12 protein-coding genes are annotated in these 14,724 nt (G+C 61.6%); 2 read left to right on the top strand and 10 right to left on the bottom strand.

Annotated features, from left to right (window positions below):
- The first annotated feature begins 66 nt into the window (after positions 1–66).
- Positions 67–1,815 (top strand): molecular chaperone, encoded by a 1,749-nt coding sequence (locus ACV8MC_RS04135; protein WP_457264550.1) that lies wholly within the window; start codon positions 67–69, stop codon positions 1,813–1,815.
- 103 nt (positions 1,816–1,918) lie between these two features.
- Here the strand turns inward: ACV8MC_RS04135 and serB are convergent, their stop codons facing one another.
- Positions 1,919–3,133 carry a phosphoserine phosphatase SerB gene (gene serB, locus ACV8MC_RS04140; protein ID WP_041477650.1) on the bottom strand — a complete coding sequence of 405 codons (1,215 nt, stop codon included), beginning with the start codon at positions 3,131–3,133 and terminating at the stop codon, positions 1,919–1,921.
- A gap of 134 nt (positions 3,134–3,267) precedes the next feature.
- Here serB and ACV8MC_RS04145 point away from each other — a divergent pair, with 134 nt between their 5' ends.
- Entirely contained in the window at positions 3,268–4,779 is a 1,512-nt protein-coding gene (locus ACV8MC_RS04145; RefSeq protein ID WP_041477649.1) for an AhpA/YtjB family protein, read from the top strand.
- A gap of 347 nt (positions 4,780–5,126) precedes the next feature.
- On the opposite strand, the gene ACV8MC_RS04150 is transcribed toward ACV8MC_RS04145, so the two are convergent.
- The 9 genes from ACV8MC_RS04150 to ACV8MC_RS04190 form a co-directional block, all read right to left on the bottom strand.
- Positions 5,127–5,837, bottom strand: a complete 711-nt coding sequence (locus tag ACV8MC_RS04150; protein ID WP_024011350.1) for a PqiC family protein — start codon at positions 5,835–5,837, stop codon at positions 5,127–5,129.
- 185 nt (positions 5,838–6,022) lie between these two features.
- Positions 6,023–8,287: a DNA topoisomerase IV subunit A gene (parC, locus tag ACV8MC_RS04155; RefSeq protein WP_024011349.1), complete on the bottom strand. Its 2,265-nt coding sequence runs from the start codon at positions 8,285–8,287 to the stop codon at positions 6,023–6,025.
- A 7-nt stretch (positions 8,288–8,294) separates the two neighbouring features.
- The gene (locus ACV8MC_RS04160) at positions 8,295–8,819 is read right to left on the bottom strand and encodes a retropepsin-like aspartic protease family protein (protein WP_457264553.1); all 525 of its coding nucleotides are present in this window, start codon (positions 8,817–8,819) and stop codon (positions 8,295–8,297) included.
- Entirely contained in the window at positions 8,816–9,805 is a 990-nt protein-coding gene (locus tag ACV8MC_RS04165; RefSeq protein WP_457264556.1) for an esterase-like activity of phytase family protein, read from the bottom strand. The genes ACV8MC_RS04160 and ACV8MC_RS04165 overlap by 4 nt, the downstream gene beginning before the upstream one ends.
- Positions 9,805–11,712 (bottom strand): DNA topoisomerase IV subunit B, encoded by a 1,908-nt coding sequence (gene parE / locus ACV8MC_RS04170; RefSeq protein WP_095180975.1) that lies wholly within the window; start codon positions 11,710–11,712, stop codon positions 9,805–9,807. Before parE ends, ACV8MC_RS04165 begins: the two co-directional genes overlap by 1 nt.
- A gap of 41 nt (positions 11,713–11,753) precedes the next feature.
- Complete coding sequence (locus ACV8MC_RS04175) at positions 11,754–12,362, bottom strand: YqiA/YcfP family alpha/beta fold hydrolase (RefSeq protein WP_457264558.1); 609 nt, start codon at positions 12,360–12,362, stop codon at positions 11,754–11,756.
- 290 nt (positions 12,363–12,652) lie between these two features.
- Positions 12,653–13,468, bottom strand: coding sequence for a 3',5'-cyclic-AMP phosphodiesterase (gene cpdA, locus ACV8MC_RS04180; protein ID WP_457264559.1), 816 nt, complete (start codon positions 13,466–13,468; stop codon positions 12,653–12,655).
- Between the two features lie 97 nt (positions 13,469–13,565).
- On the bottom strand, positions 13,566–14,018 hold the full coding sequence (locus tag ACV8MC_RS04185; protein ID WP_016771972.1) for a DUF1249 domain-containing protein: 453 nt from the start codon (positions 14,016–14,018) through the stop codon (positions 13,566–13,568).
- Complete coding sequence (locus ACV8MC_RS04190; RefSeq protein WP_236168143.1) at positions 14,009–14,626, bottom strand: NUDIX domain-containing protein; 618 nt, start codon at positions 14,624–14,626, stop codon at positions 14,009–14,011. Before ACV8MC_RS04190 ends, ACV8MC_RS04185 begins: the two co-directional genes overlap by 10 nt.
- Positions 14,627–14,724 lie beyond the last annotated feature (98 nt).

The raw sequence follows: 14,724 nt of genomic DNA on the forward strand, positions 1-14,724 counted from the left end.
CCCTGTTCGCGGAAGCAGCCGAGGCTGCTTCCGCAAACCGCGGCATTTGCTGCTATGGTTTTGCTCATGAGCCAGACCAACTTTTCTCCCAAGCTGCGCGCTCCGACTCCCACGCAAACGCGCCTGTCGTTCTGCGAGGCCAGCCCGCGCGACCTCAAGCGCTGGATCGCCGGCCTGCCCAAGGCCAACATCGGCGAAACCGCCCGCTTGCTGTATCAAGGCCTCGGCGAACTGAACCTGTTGCTCACCCCCAGCGACAATCGCCTGCAATTGCTTGAGCTGCTGCGGCCCGAGGTGTATTTCGTCTGCCAGCATCTGGAACGGCATTTTCTGCATCAGGCGATCATGCTCGACGAGCGTTCGCGAAAAGTCAGCAACCTGTGTCAGGCGCTGCAAGCTCAGTTGGCCATCGGCTATAAACAGATTGTTCTGCGCATCCTGCCCAAATACAGCAAGGATCGCGCGACATTGGTCGGCACCGCCTTGCAACGCGCCGCGCATGCCCTCAAGGCGCAACTGGTGCGCGCCACGCAGCTGTACAGTTCACCGCCGGAACACGTGTGGTTGGAATTGCATCAGCTGTATCGCAGCGCTGCGCAATTACAGCTGCAACAACGGCGGCTGCGCGATGATCTGGCGTTTTTGACCAGCGAACTGAGCGTCGAACAGACCTACATCGCCGCGCTGCTATTGGGCAGTGCCCGTTGCAATCAATTACGCCAGAGTCAGATTGCTCGGCTGGCCGAGGTGATCGAGCCGTGGAGCGCCCTGCTCAAACTGCATCCCGGCAGCGCCGACGACGGTTTGTTCGCCATCAGCCCGGAACTGGATGTTGGTCCACGCTACCGCAAGATGTTTCGCAGCGAACAACAGAGCGGGCTGCTGGGCTTCGACCCGCAGCCCTTGGTCAAGCAGCTCGAAACGCACCTGCTGCAGCAGCCGACTTCAACCCCCCTGCCTGTTTCCGCCGGTCTCAGCATCGATACCCTGCAACATCTGCACGCCACTTGGGGCCAGGCTGCCGAACGCAGTTTTCAGCGCAGCGCCGGCCAGGGCACATTGACCGTGTGCGTCGGCATGAGCGCCCTGCACTTCTACCTCGGCGGCGAGCGCACCTTCAGCGAGTTGCTCAAACATCCCGGTGCCCGCACGGCAAATTTCAGCAGCGTCGTGGCCAACGGCGAAAAGGACAGCTGGAGTCAGGCGTTCGACGCTGCCCCGCAAAGTAACGATGAGCTGTTGCCGTACGAGGAAATCCAGTACGACCAGCTGAGCGAGGATGAAGGCCCCGGCAACGCGCCGAATTATCCGACTTACGCCTTGCCGGTGATCAACCACAGCCCCGGCGGCTATTGCCTGGCCTGGCCGAGCGAGGTGCCGGCCGAATTGCAGGCCGGGGAAATGCTCGGCATTCAGGACAGCGAGAGCAAAGGCTGGAGCATTGCGGTGATTCGCTGGATTCGCCAGGTGCGCGGCAGCGGCACGCAGATGGGCATTGAACTGGTCGCGCCACACGCGCAGCCGTGCGGGCTGCAACTGGTTCGTTCCAAGGACGATCACAGCCATTATCTGCGCGGTTTGCTGTTGCCGGAGATCAGTGCGATCGATGTGCCGGCCACCGTGCTTGCGCCGCGCCTGCCGTTTCAGGAAGGCAACAAGGTATTGATCAATACCCAGGGCGAAGAACACCGCGCCGGGCTGGATCGGCGGGTGGCGAGTACGCACAGTTTCAATCAGTTCGCCTATCGCTCGCTGGATCCTGCGCAGAATGGCGGGGGTGAGGAGGATTTTGATTCGTTGTGGAATTCGCTCTAGACCGAGGCGCGGCCTTCGCGAGCAGGCTCGCTCCCACACTGGAATGAGATTTCCTGTGGGAGCGAGCCTGCTCGCGAAGAGGCCAGATCAGCTTATGGAGATCTCAGAGCTGCCCGTCACGATCCCGGAAACCCAGCAGATACAACACACCATCCAGCCCCAGCGTTGAAATCGCCTGCTTCGCCGACTGCTTGACCAACGGTTTGGCGCGGAACGCCACGCCCAGCCCGGCAATCGCCAGCATCGGCAAGTCGTTGGCGCCGTCGCCGACGGCAATGGTCTGCTCCAGACGCAGACCTTCCTTGTGCGCCAGCTCCTTGAGCAAGTCAGCCTTGCGCTGCGCATCGACAATCGGCTCGATCGCCACGCCGGTGCACTTGCCGTCGACCACTTCCAGCTCGTTGGCAAACACGTAGTCGATGCCCAGCCTGGCTTGCAGCTGCTTGGCGAAATAAGTGAAGCCGCCGGACAGGATGGCGGTTTTGTAGCCAAGGCGCTTGAGTTCGGCGAACAGGGTTTCGGCGCCTTCGGTCAGGCGCAGCGAGGCGCCGATCGAGTCGAGCACGCTGACGTCGAGGCCCTTGAGCAGCGCCAGACGCTCCTTGAAGCTGGCGCGGAAATCCAGTTCACCGGCCATGGCGCGCTCGGTGATTTCCGAAACCCGGTCACCCACGCCGGCCGCTTTGGCCAGCTCATCGATGACTTCCGCTTCGATCAGCGTCGAGTCCATGTCGAACACCGCCAGACGCCGGTTGCGGCGAAACAGCGAGTCTTCCTGGAAGGCGATGTCGACGTTCAATTCCTGGGCAACGCTGAGGAATTCGGCGCGCAAAGCCTGCGGATCGGCGGCTTCGCCGCGCACGGAAAACTCGATGCAACCCTTGCCCTTGTCGGCCGGCGTGTCCAGCGGCATGCGCCCCGACAGACGGTCGATATGGTCGATGTTCAAGCCATATTTGGCGGTGATCGCGCTGACCGCCTGCAACTGGCCGGCTGTGACTTTGCGCGTCAGCAGGGTAACGATATGGCGTTTCTTGCCCTGATTGCCCACCCACTGCTGGTAATCCTCTTCGGACACCGGGGTGAAACGCACTTGCTGATCCAGTTCGTAGCCCTTGAACAGGATGTCCTTGAGCACTGACTTGCCCTGTTCGGAATCGGGAATTTCAACCAGGATGCCGAACGACAGGGTGTCGTGGATCACCGCCTGACCGATGTCGAGAATGTTCACACCACCTTGTGCCAGAACACCGGTGATGGCCGCTGTCAGACCGGGACGGTCGACTCCCGTGATGTTAATCAGGACGATTTCGCGCAACGCGCACCCCCGCAACTGGAAAAAAACCGCATTCTACCCACTTTCAGTGACCATCGGGCACCGCGAGCGCTTTGCCGGTCTGGGGCCTGTCGCTATACTGCGCGTCAACTTCACGGACAAAGAGCCGAGCTCAAGTGAACCGGCCCACGCCAGTCAAAACCGATAACTTCTTCCTGCTGATCTTCCGTGCACTGCGCCATCGCCGTGTACCGATTGCATTGCGCATTGCCAGCCACAACGTGATCCTGGTCGCTCTGGCCCTGGTGATCTATGCCGGGGTGATGGGTCTGCAATTCAAGCAGGCCATGCACGAGCAGGCCGATGCGCTGGGCGAAAGCCTGACCACGCAGACCGCCACCTCCGCCACCGAGCTGCTGGTGTCCAACGACATCCTCAGCCTCAACGTGCTGCTCAACAACCTGACCAAGAACAAACTGGTCGCCCACGCGGCGATCTACAGTGTGGACAACCGCATCCTCGCCGAGTCCGGTCAGCGTCCCAAGCACAGCCTGCTGGGCGAAGCCGAGGGCATGTACGAGAGCAAGATCACATTCCAGGACGTGACTGCCGGGCAACTGCGCATCAGCCTGGACATGGATCAGTTCCAGCAGCCGATGACCATCAGCCTGCAAAGCATGGGCATTCTGAGCGCGATTCTGCTGGCGCTGTCATTGGCTCTGAGTCTGCGCATGGGCCGCTATCTGTCGACGCCGTTGCTGCAATTGCGCGTGTGGCTGCGCCGGATCGACGCGCACACCCCGGGCATCGATCGCCAGGATGAAATCGGCGATCTGGCGCGCCAGCTGCATGCCAGCTACGCCCCGGAACCGGAGCCTGAGCCCGAACCCGAGCCGGAATTCGCCGAGGAAGAAGACGAGCCTGAATTCGAGGTGCGTAACCTGCGCGATCCGAGCTTCGACGAAAGCCGCCCGCTGGCCGCGAAGAAACCGGCGCCGCGTCACCTGGTCAGCACGGTCGAAGACGATGATGACGATGACGCCTTCGCCGACCTGCGCGACGAATCGCTGAACGGCGCCGCCCAACCGCTCACGCGCAAACCGAGCCCTGACGTGCCACAGCACACCGCCGTACTGGCCGTGCAATTGGGATCGCAGGAACAACTGCGTCGCTTGCCTCGCGCACGCCTGGAAGAACTGCAGGATCGCTATCGCGACTGCCTCGAGCAGGCCGCGTCGCTGTATCAGGGCGAAATCGAAACTCTCAACGATGGCAGCACGCTGCTGCTGTTCCATACCGAAGATTGCGGCGACGACTACCTGACCAATGCCATCTGCTGCGGCGAATTGCTGCGTGCTCTGGGTCATCAGTTGCAGATCGAGGTCGCAGACAGCGGCATCACCCTGCAATTGCAGCTGGGCCTGACCTTGGGCGATGAGTTGTTCGGTCTGAGCCAGATTGATCTGCTGCTGACCGATTCGGCCCAGGATGCACTGGCCTTGTCGCAACACAGCCGCAATCTGCTGCTGGTCGAGCGCAAGATCAGCGATGACACGCTGATCCGCCAGCGTGCGCGGATCCGGCCGATCGCCAGCCCTGAAGGCGCTTGCTGTGTGGAGCGGTTGATGGAGCCATATCCGTCGATGCTCGAACGGCAACTGGCGCGGATGCATGAGCGCCGGGCGTAAGGCTTAGGCCCGATACGCAAAAGCCCGCAGATGAGTGATTGTCTGCGGGCTTTTTTGTGCGCGGCGTTATTGGATTCGAGAGCATTCCTGAAAAGCCCCTCACCCTAGCCCTCTCCCAGAGGGAGAGGGAACAGATTGGGGGATATTCGAGAGTTACATCGACATGCACGTTTGGCTGTGAATCCATAATCGCCAAGATCTCTCAGGTCGACGTAAGACGCCCGACACCTCAGTCGGTCCCCTCTCCCTCCGGGAGAGGGCTAGGGTGAGGGGCTTTTGATCTTCCACCCCACTCCAGACACAACAAAGCCCGCACCAGGCGGGCTCTGTTCTGGCTCGTTCCAGCCTCAGAAGCGAAACACTTCCATATCGGTACGAATAGGCGAGGCCATCGGAATCTTTGGCTGCTTCTCGGCATCCGCCGCCGGCGCTGCGGGTTTCGGCGCGGCTTTACGCGGTGCCTCGGCCACGGGCGGCTGGTTGGCCAGTGGCTTGAGCGCCACCGACAGTTGCTCGGCCAGACGCTGCAACAGAACCCCTTGTGCCTGCACCTGGGACGCGGTGCTGCCGGCGTGCGTTTCCTGCAGGTGAATGATGCGGTTATCGCGCACCTTGCCGCGACGATCGATCAAACGCCATTGCGCATCGAGAATCGCCGGTTGTTTCGCCCCGGAATCCAGACGGGTGATGGTCAGCAGAACCTGCACATCCGGCGTGAATCCGGCAGTAGCAGGCGCCAGCACCACGCGCTGGCTGTCCAGATGACCGGCGACCTGACGCATCAGCAGTTGATCGATATCCGACGAAAGGCTGCCAGCCCAACGACCGTCGGTCGCCGCTTGCAGGCTGCCGTCGGGTTGACGTTGCAGCAGGGTTTCGCGTTGCAGGTAATCGGCAACAACTACCGGCCCCAGCAAAACCGCCATGCCTGCGCTTTGCGCAGGCTGAACCGGACTTCCGCTGTCCAGTTGGTACAGCGACACCGGCTGGTGAACGCTGCAACCCGCCAGGCCAAGAACGCCGGCGAGCAACAAAATAAGGGGGCGTAGAGCAGTCATCATCCCGTCCAGGTGGCCGCCACAAGGCTGACCACAGTGAAAATACTCAATAAATATGAAGAACGCTCGGCCACGCCGGCGCTTGAAAGGCCATATCATCCGTGAATATGCGTTCCGACTCCAGCGCCAAAGCGTCGATCTACGCGTTTAATCGCAGATCGAACGCTCTAGGAAGGCGTTCTCGCCTAATTGAGGTTTTCGACGAGCAGCGCATCCACTCTCTGGAAGCCCCGCGGAAGTTTGTTTCCGCGCCGTCCACGCTCACCTTTGTAGTGCTCGAGGTCGTCGGCTTTCAGCGACAGGGTCCGTTTGCCAGCCTGCAATACCAGGGTGGCGCCTTCCGGCAGGACGGCGATGTCCGTGACATATTCTTCGCGACTGGCCACGCGTTCACCGGATATACCGATGATCTTGTTGCCTTTGCCCTTACCTAATTGTGGCAGATCGCTGATTTTGAAGATCAGCAGGCGACCTTCGGTCGTGACCGAGGCCAGCCAGTTCTGCTCACGATCGGCCACAGGGCGCGGCGCGATGACCTTGGCGTTGTTCGGCAGGCTCAACAGGGCCTTGCCGGCCTTGTTCTTCGCTTGCAGATCTTCGCCTTTGACCACGAAGCCGTAACCGGCATCGGACGCAATCACGTACAGCGCATCGTCTTCGGGCATCAGCACGCATTCGAACGAAGCGCCCGGTGGCGGCGTCAGACGGCCGGTCAAGGGTTCGCCCTGGCCACGGGCCGACGGCAAGGTATGCGCGGCGACCGAGTAGCTGCGACCGGTGGAATCGATGAACACGGCAAACTGGTTGGAGCGCCCCGCCGCCGAGGTCTTGAAGCCATCGCCGGCCTTGTACGACAGACCGGTAGCGTCGATGTCGTGGCCCTTGGCCGAACGTACCCAGCCTTTTTCCGACAGCACGACAGTGACTTTCTCGTTCGGCAGCAGATCGTGCTCGCTCAACGCCTTGGCTTCGGCGCGCTCGACGATTGGCGAACGGCGGTCGTCGCCGTAGGTTTCGGCGTCTTTGAGCAGCTCGGTGCGCACCAGTTTCTTCAGCTTCGCTTCGCTGCCCAGCAGGGCTTGCAGCTTGGCTTGTTCCTTGAGCAGTTCGTCCTGCTCGTCGCGCAGCTTCATCTCTTCCAGTCGCGCCAACTGACGCAAGCGGGTGTCGAGGATGTAGTCGGCCTGAATCTCGCTGAGGGCGAAACGCTCAATGAGCTTGGCTTTCGGATGCTCCTCGGTACGGATGATGTGAATTACTTCATCCAGGTTGAGGTAGGCGATCAGCAAACCGTCCAACAGGTGCAGGCGCCGTTCGACCTTGTCGAGGCGAAATTGCAGGCGGCGACGCACGGTCAGCACGCGGAATTCCAGCCATTCGACCAGCAGCGCACGGAGGTTTTTCAGCTGTGGCTTGCCGTCCAGGCCGATGATGTTGACGTTGACCCGGTAGGTCGACTCCAGCTCGGTGCTGGCGAACAGGTGCTGCATCAGCGCTTCGTGATCGACGCGGCTGTTGACCGGGATGATCACGATGCGGCACGGGTTTTCGTGGTCGGATTCGTCACGCAGATCGGCGATCTGCGGCGCTTTCGACGGTTTGGCCTGCATCAACGCGGCGATCTGCTCCAGCACCTTGGCGCCGGAGACCTGATGCGGCAGCGCGGTGACGATGATGTCGCCATCCTCGACGTGGTACACGGCGCGCATACGCACCGAGCCCTTGCCGGTTTCGTACATCTTCAGCAGGTCGGCACGCGGCGTGATGATTTCCGCTTCGGTCGGATAATCCGGACCCTGAATGTGTTCGCAGAGCTGTTCGACCGTGGCTTTCGGCTCATCGAGCAAGCGCACGCAGGCGGTGGCGACTTCGCGCAGGTTGTGCGGCGGTACGTCGGTGGCCATGCCCACGGCGATACCGGTGGTGCCGTTGAGCAGAATGTTTGGCAGGCGCGCCGGTAATACCAGCGGTTCCTGAAGGGTGCCGTCGAAGTTCGGCCCCCAGTCAGCGGTGCCCTGGCCCAGTTCGCTGAGCAGCACTTCGGAATAGCGCGACAGCCGCGCTTCGGTGTAACGCATGGCCGCGAAGGACTTCGGATCGTCCGGCGCACCCCAGTTGCCCTGGCCGTCGACCAGCGTGTAGCGATAGCTGAACGGCTGCGCCATCAGCACCATCGCTTCGTAGCACGCCGAATCGCCGTGGGGGTGGAACTTGCCGAGCACGTCACCGACGGTACGCGCCGATTTCTTGTGCTTGGAATCGGCGTCCAGCCCCAGTTCGCTCATGGCGTAGACGATACGCCGCTGTACCGGCTTCAGGCCGTCGCCGATATGCGGCAAGGCGCGGTCCATGATCACGTACATGGAGTAGTTGAGGTAGGCATTTTCGGTGAAGTCAGCCAGCGATCGGCGTTCTACACCGTCCAGGCTGAGATCAAGGGAGTCGCTCATGCGGGCCTCATCGGTTCGTTGTCTGGCGCAGCAGCATGGTGCCACCGCGCTGGGTAAATTCAAGTCTGTTCAGGGCGCTCATGCCGAGCAGCACCTGGTCGCCATGCAGCCCCGGCGCCACCAGTGCACGGACATCCCGCAGCACGATGTCGCCCAATTGCAGGCGGGCAATCTTCGTTCGATAGCCCTGGCTCAGGCCATTGGCCGTGCTCAGGGTCACGCCGAAACCTTCTTGCAGCTTCAAACGCTTGGCCAGATCCGCCGGGATCGCCACATCGGTCGCGCCGGTGTCGAGCATGAACTCCACCGGCTCGCCGTTGATCTGGCCGCTGGCGACAAAATGCCCTTGGGCATTGCTCGCCAGTTTCACTTCGATAAAACCTTCGCCCTGCTCCGACGTAACCACGATGTTCGGATTCTGCTGGCGCTGCTCCCACTGACCGAAAAACCGCGTCGCGAGAAACAGCGCCGCGCACCAGGCGAGGATCATCAACACCCGACCGACACGCTTGCCCGGCGGTTGCTGGCTCATGGCCTGGCACTCCAGCCACCGTCCGGCTCGGCGAAGCGCCAGACCACCGGGCGGACTTCGCCATCAGCACGTGGGCCAAAATTGTTGTCGACGCCGATCCACGCGCCTTCGGCATCAATGATCAGCGCTTCTTCCAGCCCGTAGTTCTGCGAATACCGACGTTGTTCCTGCAACAGTTCGCCGGCATACGACCAGCATTGCTCGACCTTGGCCGTCTGTGCATCGCGACGGCAGATCTCGAAAGCGTTGCGTTCAAGGGTAAACAGCTTGCCGTTGAACAAGGAAATGTCGGAAAAGTCGCGATGCACCGCTTTCGCCTTGGGAAACTGTGGCGGCTGCATCTCCTTGCCGCCCTCACTGAGCAGCACGCAGCGACCGTCACAATCCCACACCGTCTGCTGGCGCTTGATCAGCAGCAAACCGCGCTTTTGCCGTTCGGCGGCCAGCCACATCTGATCACCGGCCGGGTTGATCGCCAGGCCTTCGAAGATCGAATTGAACTTGAGCAGCAGGCCGCTCGCCCGCGCTTCGCGAACCAGCAGCGGCGATATTTTCAGCCAGTTCGCCGAGCCACTGACCGGCACCTGCAACACCGCCGCATGGGCTTCGCTGACGATGTAGCGATTGCCAGCGCTGTCGCAACTGATGCCTTCGAAATCCAGTTCGCCCCCGCGAATGAACGACGCCGCCCAGGTACGCGAACTCAAGCCCCACGGCAAGCCGCTCTCCGGCACAGGCGGCACATCGATGTGCACGGTTTGCGCCTGCCAGACCGGATCGCGGGTATCGAGCCGATAGATCTGCTCGTCATCGCGATCGGAAACGGTCCACAGCTCGTTGCCGCACATGGCCAGACCTGACAGGTTACCGCCGCGCATGCCTTCGACCGGGTGTTCGGAAAGCAGCCGCAATTGTTGCAGCGGCTCGGCCGACACGCTCAGCGCACTCAGCAGCAACGCACCCGCCAAGGCCCAGCCAAACTGCATCAGGCCAGCACCTCGGCGAGGTTGCCTTTGGATTCGAGCCAGGTCTTGCGGTCACCGGCGCGTTTCTTCGCCAGCAGCATATCCATCATTTCCGAGGTTTCGGCGAAGTCTTCGCCCAGCGTCAACTGCACCAGACGCCGGGTGTTCGGGTCCATGGTGGTTTCACGCAGTTGCGGCGGGTTCATTTCGCCCAGGCCTTTGAATCGGGTGACCTGCGGCTTGCCGCGTTTCTTCTCGGCCACCAGGCGATCGAGAATGCCGTCGCGCTCGGCTTCGTCGAGGGCGTAGTAGATCTCTTTGCCGAGGTCGATGCGGTACAGCGGCGGCATCGCCACGTAGACGTGACCGGCATCCACCAACGGGCGGAAATGCTGGACGAACAGCGCACACAGCAAAGTCGCAATGTGCAGACCGTCGGAGTCGGCGTCGGCGAGGATGCAGATCTTGCCGTAGCGCAGCTGGCTCATGTCCGCCGCGCCCGGATCGACGCCGATGGCCACGGCGATGTTATGCACTTCCTGGCTGGCGAGTACTTCGCTGCCGTCGACTTCCCAGGTGTTGAGGATCTTGCCGCGCAACGGCAGGATCGCCTGGAATTCCTTGTCCCGCGCCTGCTTGGCCGAACCGCCGGCGGAATCACCCTCGACCAGGAACAGCTCGGAACGCATCGGGTCCTGCCCGGCGCAGTCAGCCAGTTTGCCCGGCAGCGCCGGACCTTGGGTGACGCGTTTGCGCTCGACTTTCTTGCTCGCCTTGAGACGGCGGCCGGCGTTGTTGATCGCCAATTCGGCCAGGGCCAGACCGGTTTCCGGATTGGCGTTGAGCCACAGGCTGAACGCATCCTTGACCACACCGGAAACGAACGCCGCCGCTTCTCGGGAAGACAGACGCTCTTTGGTCTGGCCAGAGAATTGCGGTTCCTGCATCTTCATCGACAAGACAAAAGCGATGCGCTCCCAGACGTCTTCCGGCGCGAGTTTCACGCCGCGTGGCAGCAGGCTGCGGAACTCGCAGAACTCGCGCATCGCGTCGAGCAGACCCTGACGCAGGCCGTTGACGTGCGTACCGCCTTGGGCGGTCGGGATCAGGTTGACGTAGCTTTCCTGCACCGCGTCGCCACCTTCCGGCAGCCACAACAGTGCCCAGTCGACCGCTTCCTTATTACCGGCGAAAGCGCCGCAGAACGGCTCGTTCGGCAGACGTTCGAATTCGCTGACCGCATCGACCAGGTAGGAGCGCAGGCCATCTTCGTAATGCCACTCGACTTTCTCGCCGGTGCCTTTGTCTTCGAAGCTGACCAGCAAGCCCGGGCACAACACAGCCTTGGCCTTGAGCACATGCTTGAGGCGGCTGATGGAGAATTTCGGTGAGTCGAAGTATTTCGGGTCCGGCGCGAAGTACACGCTGGTGCCGGTGTTGCGCTTGCCGACGGTGCCGACGATTTCCAGCTCGGAGGCCTTGAAGCCGTCCTTGAAGGTCATCTGGTATTCGTTGCCGTCACGTTTGACCCGTACGCGCACTTCGGTCGACAGCGCGTTGACCACGGAAATACCCACACCGTGCAAGCCGCCGGAGAACTGGTAGTTCTTGTTGGAGAACTTGCCGCCCGCATGCAGCTTGGTGAGGATCAGCTCGACGCCGGACACACCCTCTTCCGGGTGAATGTCGACCGGCATGCCACGGCCGTCGTCGCTGACTTCCAGCGAATGGTCGGCGTGCAGGATGACCTGCACCGATTTGGCGTGACCGGCCAGGGCTTCGTCGACGCTGTTGTCGATGACTTCCTGGGCGAGGTGGTTCGGCCGACTGGTGTCGGTGTACATGCCGGGGCGTTTGCGCACCGGGTCGAGGCCCGAGAGGACTTCGATGGCGTCGGCGTTATAAGAACTAGCGCTGGGAGTGGCCATAAGGTCTCGTCGTCAGTCATTCATGAAAGAGGGGCAAGACTTCACAGCGTGGTGAAATCGATTGCCTGATACATATCGGCAGCCATGCCGGCAAAACTCAGCAACGCCGGCAATTGCCCGGCAAAGCCCTGGAAACTGTGGTCGCCGCCGGCCTGGATGCGCAGGGCACAGGCGCGGTAATACTGTTGGGCGAGGCGATAATCCAGTGTTTCGTCGCCGGTTTGCAACCAGACCTTATAACGCTGCGGATCCTGCGGTGGTGGCATTTCCAGTTCGGCCAGCGCCGTGACGTGGTCGTGGGTCAGTTCCCAGGTTTCATCGGTGTAGAGGTTCTGCTGCGTGCCCAGATAACCATCGAACATCCGGTGCGGGCTGACCGCCGGGTTGACTAGCAGGGCTTTCAGGCCATGGCGCTCGGCCAGGTGAGTCGCATAGTAGCCGCCGAGCGAACTTCCCACCAGCAACGGCCGGCCCAGCTCGGCGATTGCCTGCTCGAGCTGACCGATGGCTTCACGCGGATGGTGATGCAGCGCCGGCACGCGCAATTGCCCGCTCAAACCCAGCTGCTCCATGACCGCGACCAGCTGACAGGCCTTCTTCGAGGCCGGCGCGCTGTTGAAACCGTGGATATAGAGGATCGAACCGGACATTTGAGCTCCCTGGCTGTCGGCGAAAGATAGCGGAGTTTACAGGGAGAAGGACCGGGATTGGGGGTGGGTTCAATAAATTGGTGTGACAGCACAAGCTGCCCTCACCCTAACCCTCTCCCGGAGGGAGAGGGAACCGACTGGGGGATATTCGAGAGCTACACCGACCTGAGCGTTTTGCTGCGAATCCATAATCGATATCGCTGTTTCAGGTCGATGCACAGCCAAAGACACCGCGGTCGGCCCCCTCTCCCTCTGGGAGAGGGCTGGGGTGAGGGTCTTTGATTGTCAGTTCAGTAACCGTTGGAGCCGTAATCGACTGTGAACTCGAAGTCGGTGACTCTTTCGACGCCCGTTTCCAATTTCCCGTCCGGCAACAATCGCAGCCAGCGATACCCCGGCGCCTGCTCACCGACCTTGAAATCCGCACTCCCCGGCTCGAACTGGATGCACGTCGAAGGCGAAGCCATCAAACGCACGCCATTGCGTTCGCGATCGATTTGCTGATGCACATGCCCCCACAACACCGCGCGAACCTGCGGGAAGCGATCCAGCACTTCAAAGAACGCTTCCGGGTTGCGCAAGCCGATCGGCTCCATCCACGCGCAGCCGATCGACACCGGGTGATGATGCAGGCACACCAGATGATGGCGCTCAGGCGCCTCGCTCAGCGCGCGGGCGAGCAGTTGCAATTGATCATCCTGCAGATAGCCCGGCACCGAACCCGGCACCGCAGAATCCAGCATCGTCACCCGCCAATTGCCAATATCGACCACCGGCTCCAGGAGCGTGCTTTGCACCGCCGCCTCGGCCATGACCATCGGCTCGTCGTGATTGCCGGGAATCCAGCGCGCGGGTGCACTGATCTGCGCGCTCAGTTGGCGGAATGCCTGATACGACTGCAGCGTGCCGTCCTGGGAAATATCGCCGGTCGCCAGCACCAGGTCGATCTGCGCCTGTTGCGCCAACACCAGGTCGATGACCTGTTGCAGGCTCTCGCGGGTCTTCATGCCCAGCAGCGTGCCGTCCGCCTCGGCGAACAGGTGGCTGTCGGACAACTGCACCAGCAGCGCCGGGTCGGCGCTGGTCAATGTCGATACGCTGGGCAAGGCGCTCTCCCGGGGCTAAGCACGCAATGGATGGGTGCGGCAATTATGCTGGGGGATGACACAAAGGGGAAACCGCCGAAGCGGACGCAGTTCACAACTAGCGAACGACTTCGTACTCGTGCCCCAACGCCAGGCAATGACTCAGCCATTCGCCCAGAAACACATTGAGCTGGGCCTTTTCATCGGGCTGGTGCATGGCGGCGTTCGGATAAGGATAGATGCCGCGAAAGCGTCGTGCATGCTCGGCGCTGACCACTTCGGCCATGCGCGCGTCGTGGTAGACCTGCACTTCCAGTTGCGGCACCGGCAACCACGGCAGACTGTGCTCCTGGCGCACCTGCAAGGTCGTGGTGTACGGGCAGGTCTGCAACACCTCGAGAGCGAGCACTCCAAGCATCTGCTCGCCCTGGGTCACAGCGATACGCCGCGCCTCGGGTTCGTTGCGCATGTCCGGCAGCAGTCGCATCAGGCGCGCGTAGTTGGCCTCGCAGGCGGCTTGCAGCCCTACGAGGTCAACCCGATAACGATCGCGCAGCTTGTTTACGACCATAGCCCCCTCACTTCGGCGCGGTTGAGCGCCAGCCACTGCAAGGCGATGATGCTCGCCGCGTTGGCAATCCGTCCGTCACGCACGGCCTGCCAGGCATCTTCAAATGCCCAGACCGTTACGCGAATGTCTTCGGCCTCTTCTTCCAGCCCGTGCAGACCGCCGACACCGTCGGTGCTGCAACGCCCCAGATACAAATGCACGAATTCGTTGCTGCCACCCGGCGAGGGGAAGTACTTGGTCATCGGCCACAACGCCTTGATGTCCAGCCCAGCTTCCTCCTGCGCCTCGCGGTGAGCAACTTCTTCCGGTTGCTCATCCTTGTCGATCAGACCGGCGACCAGTTCGACCAGCCACGGGTTGTCGGCCTTGCCCATGGCGCCGACACGAAACTGCTCGATCAACACCACTTCATCGCGCTGCGGATCGTAAGGCAGGACGCACACGGCATCGTGGCGCACGAAGATTTCACGATTGATCTCGCGGCTCATGCCACCGGCGAACAGCTCATGGCGCAGGTGCACACGGTCAAGCTTGTAAAAGCCCTCGTAGCATTTTTCGCGCCGCACGATATCCACGGCGGTCGGAATGGCGTTGGCAAAGTCAGTCATAATCTTCCTCTTTACTGCACATCCATTACGAGGTTGCTGTGTACAACCGGCAACCTCGACTTCGCGCCATCCTAACGCGCCCGCACCGTTTGATGCAG

This window comes from Pseudomonas sp. PK-RTE-24 (assembly GCF_054052265.1).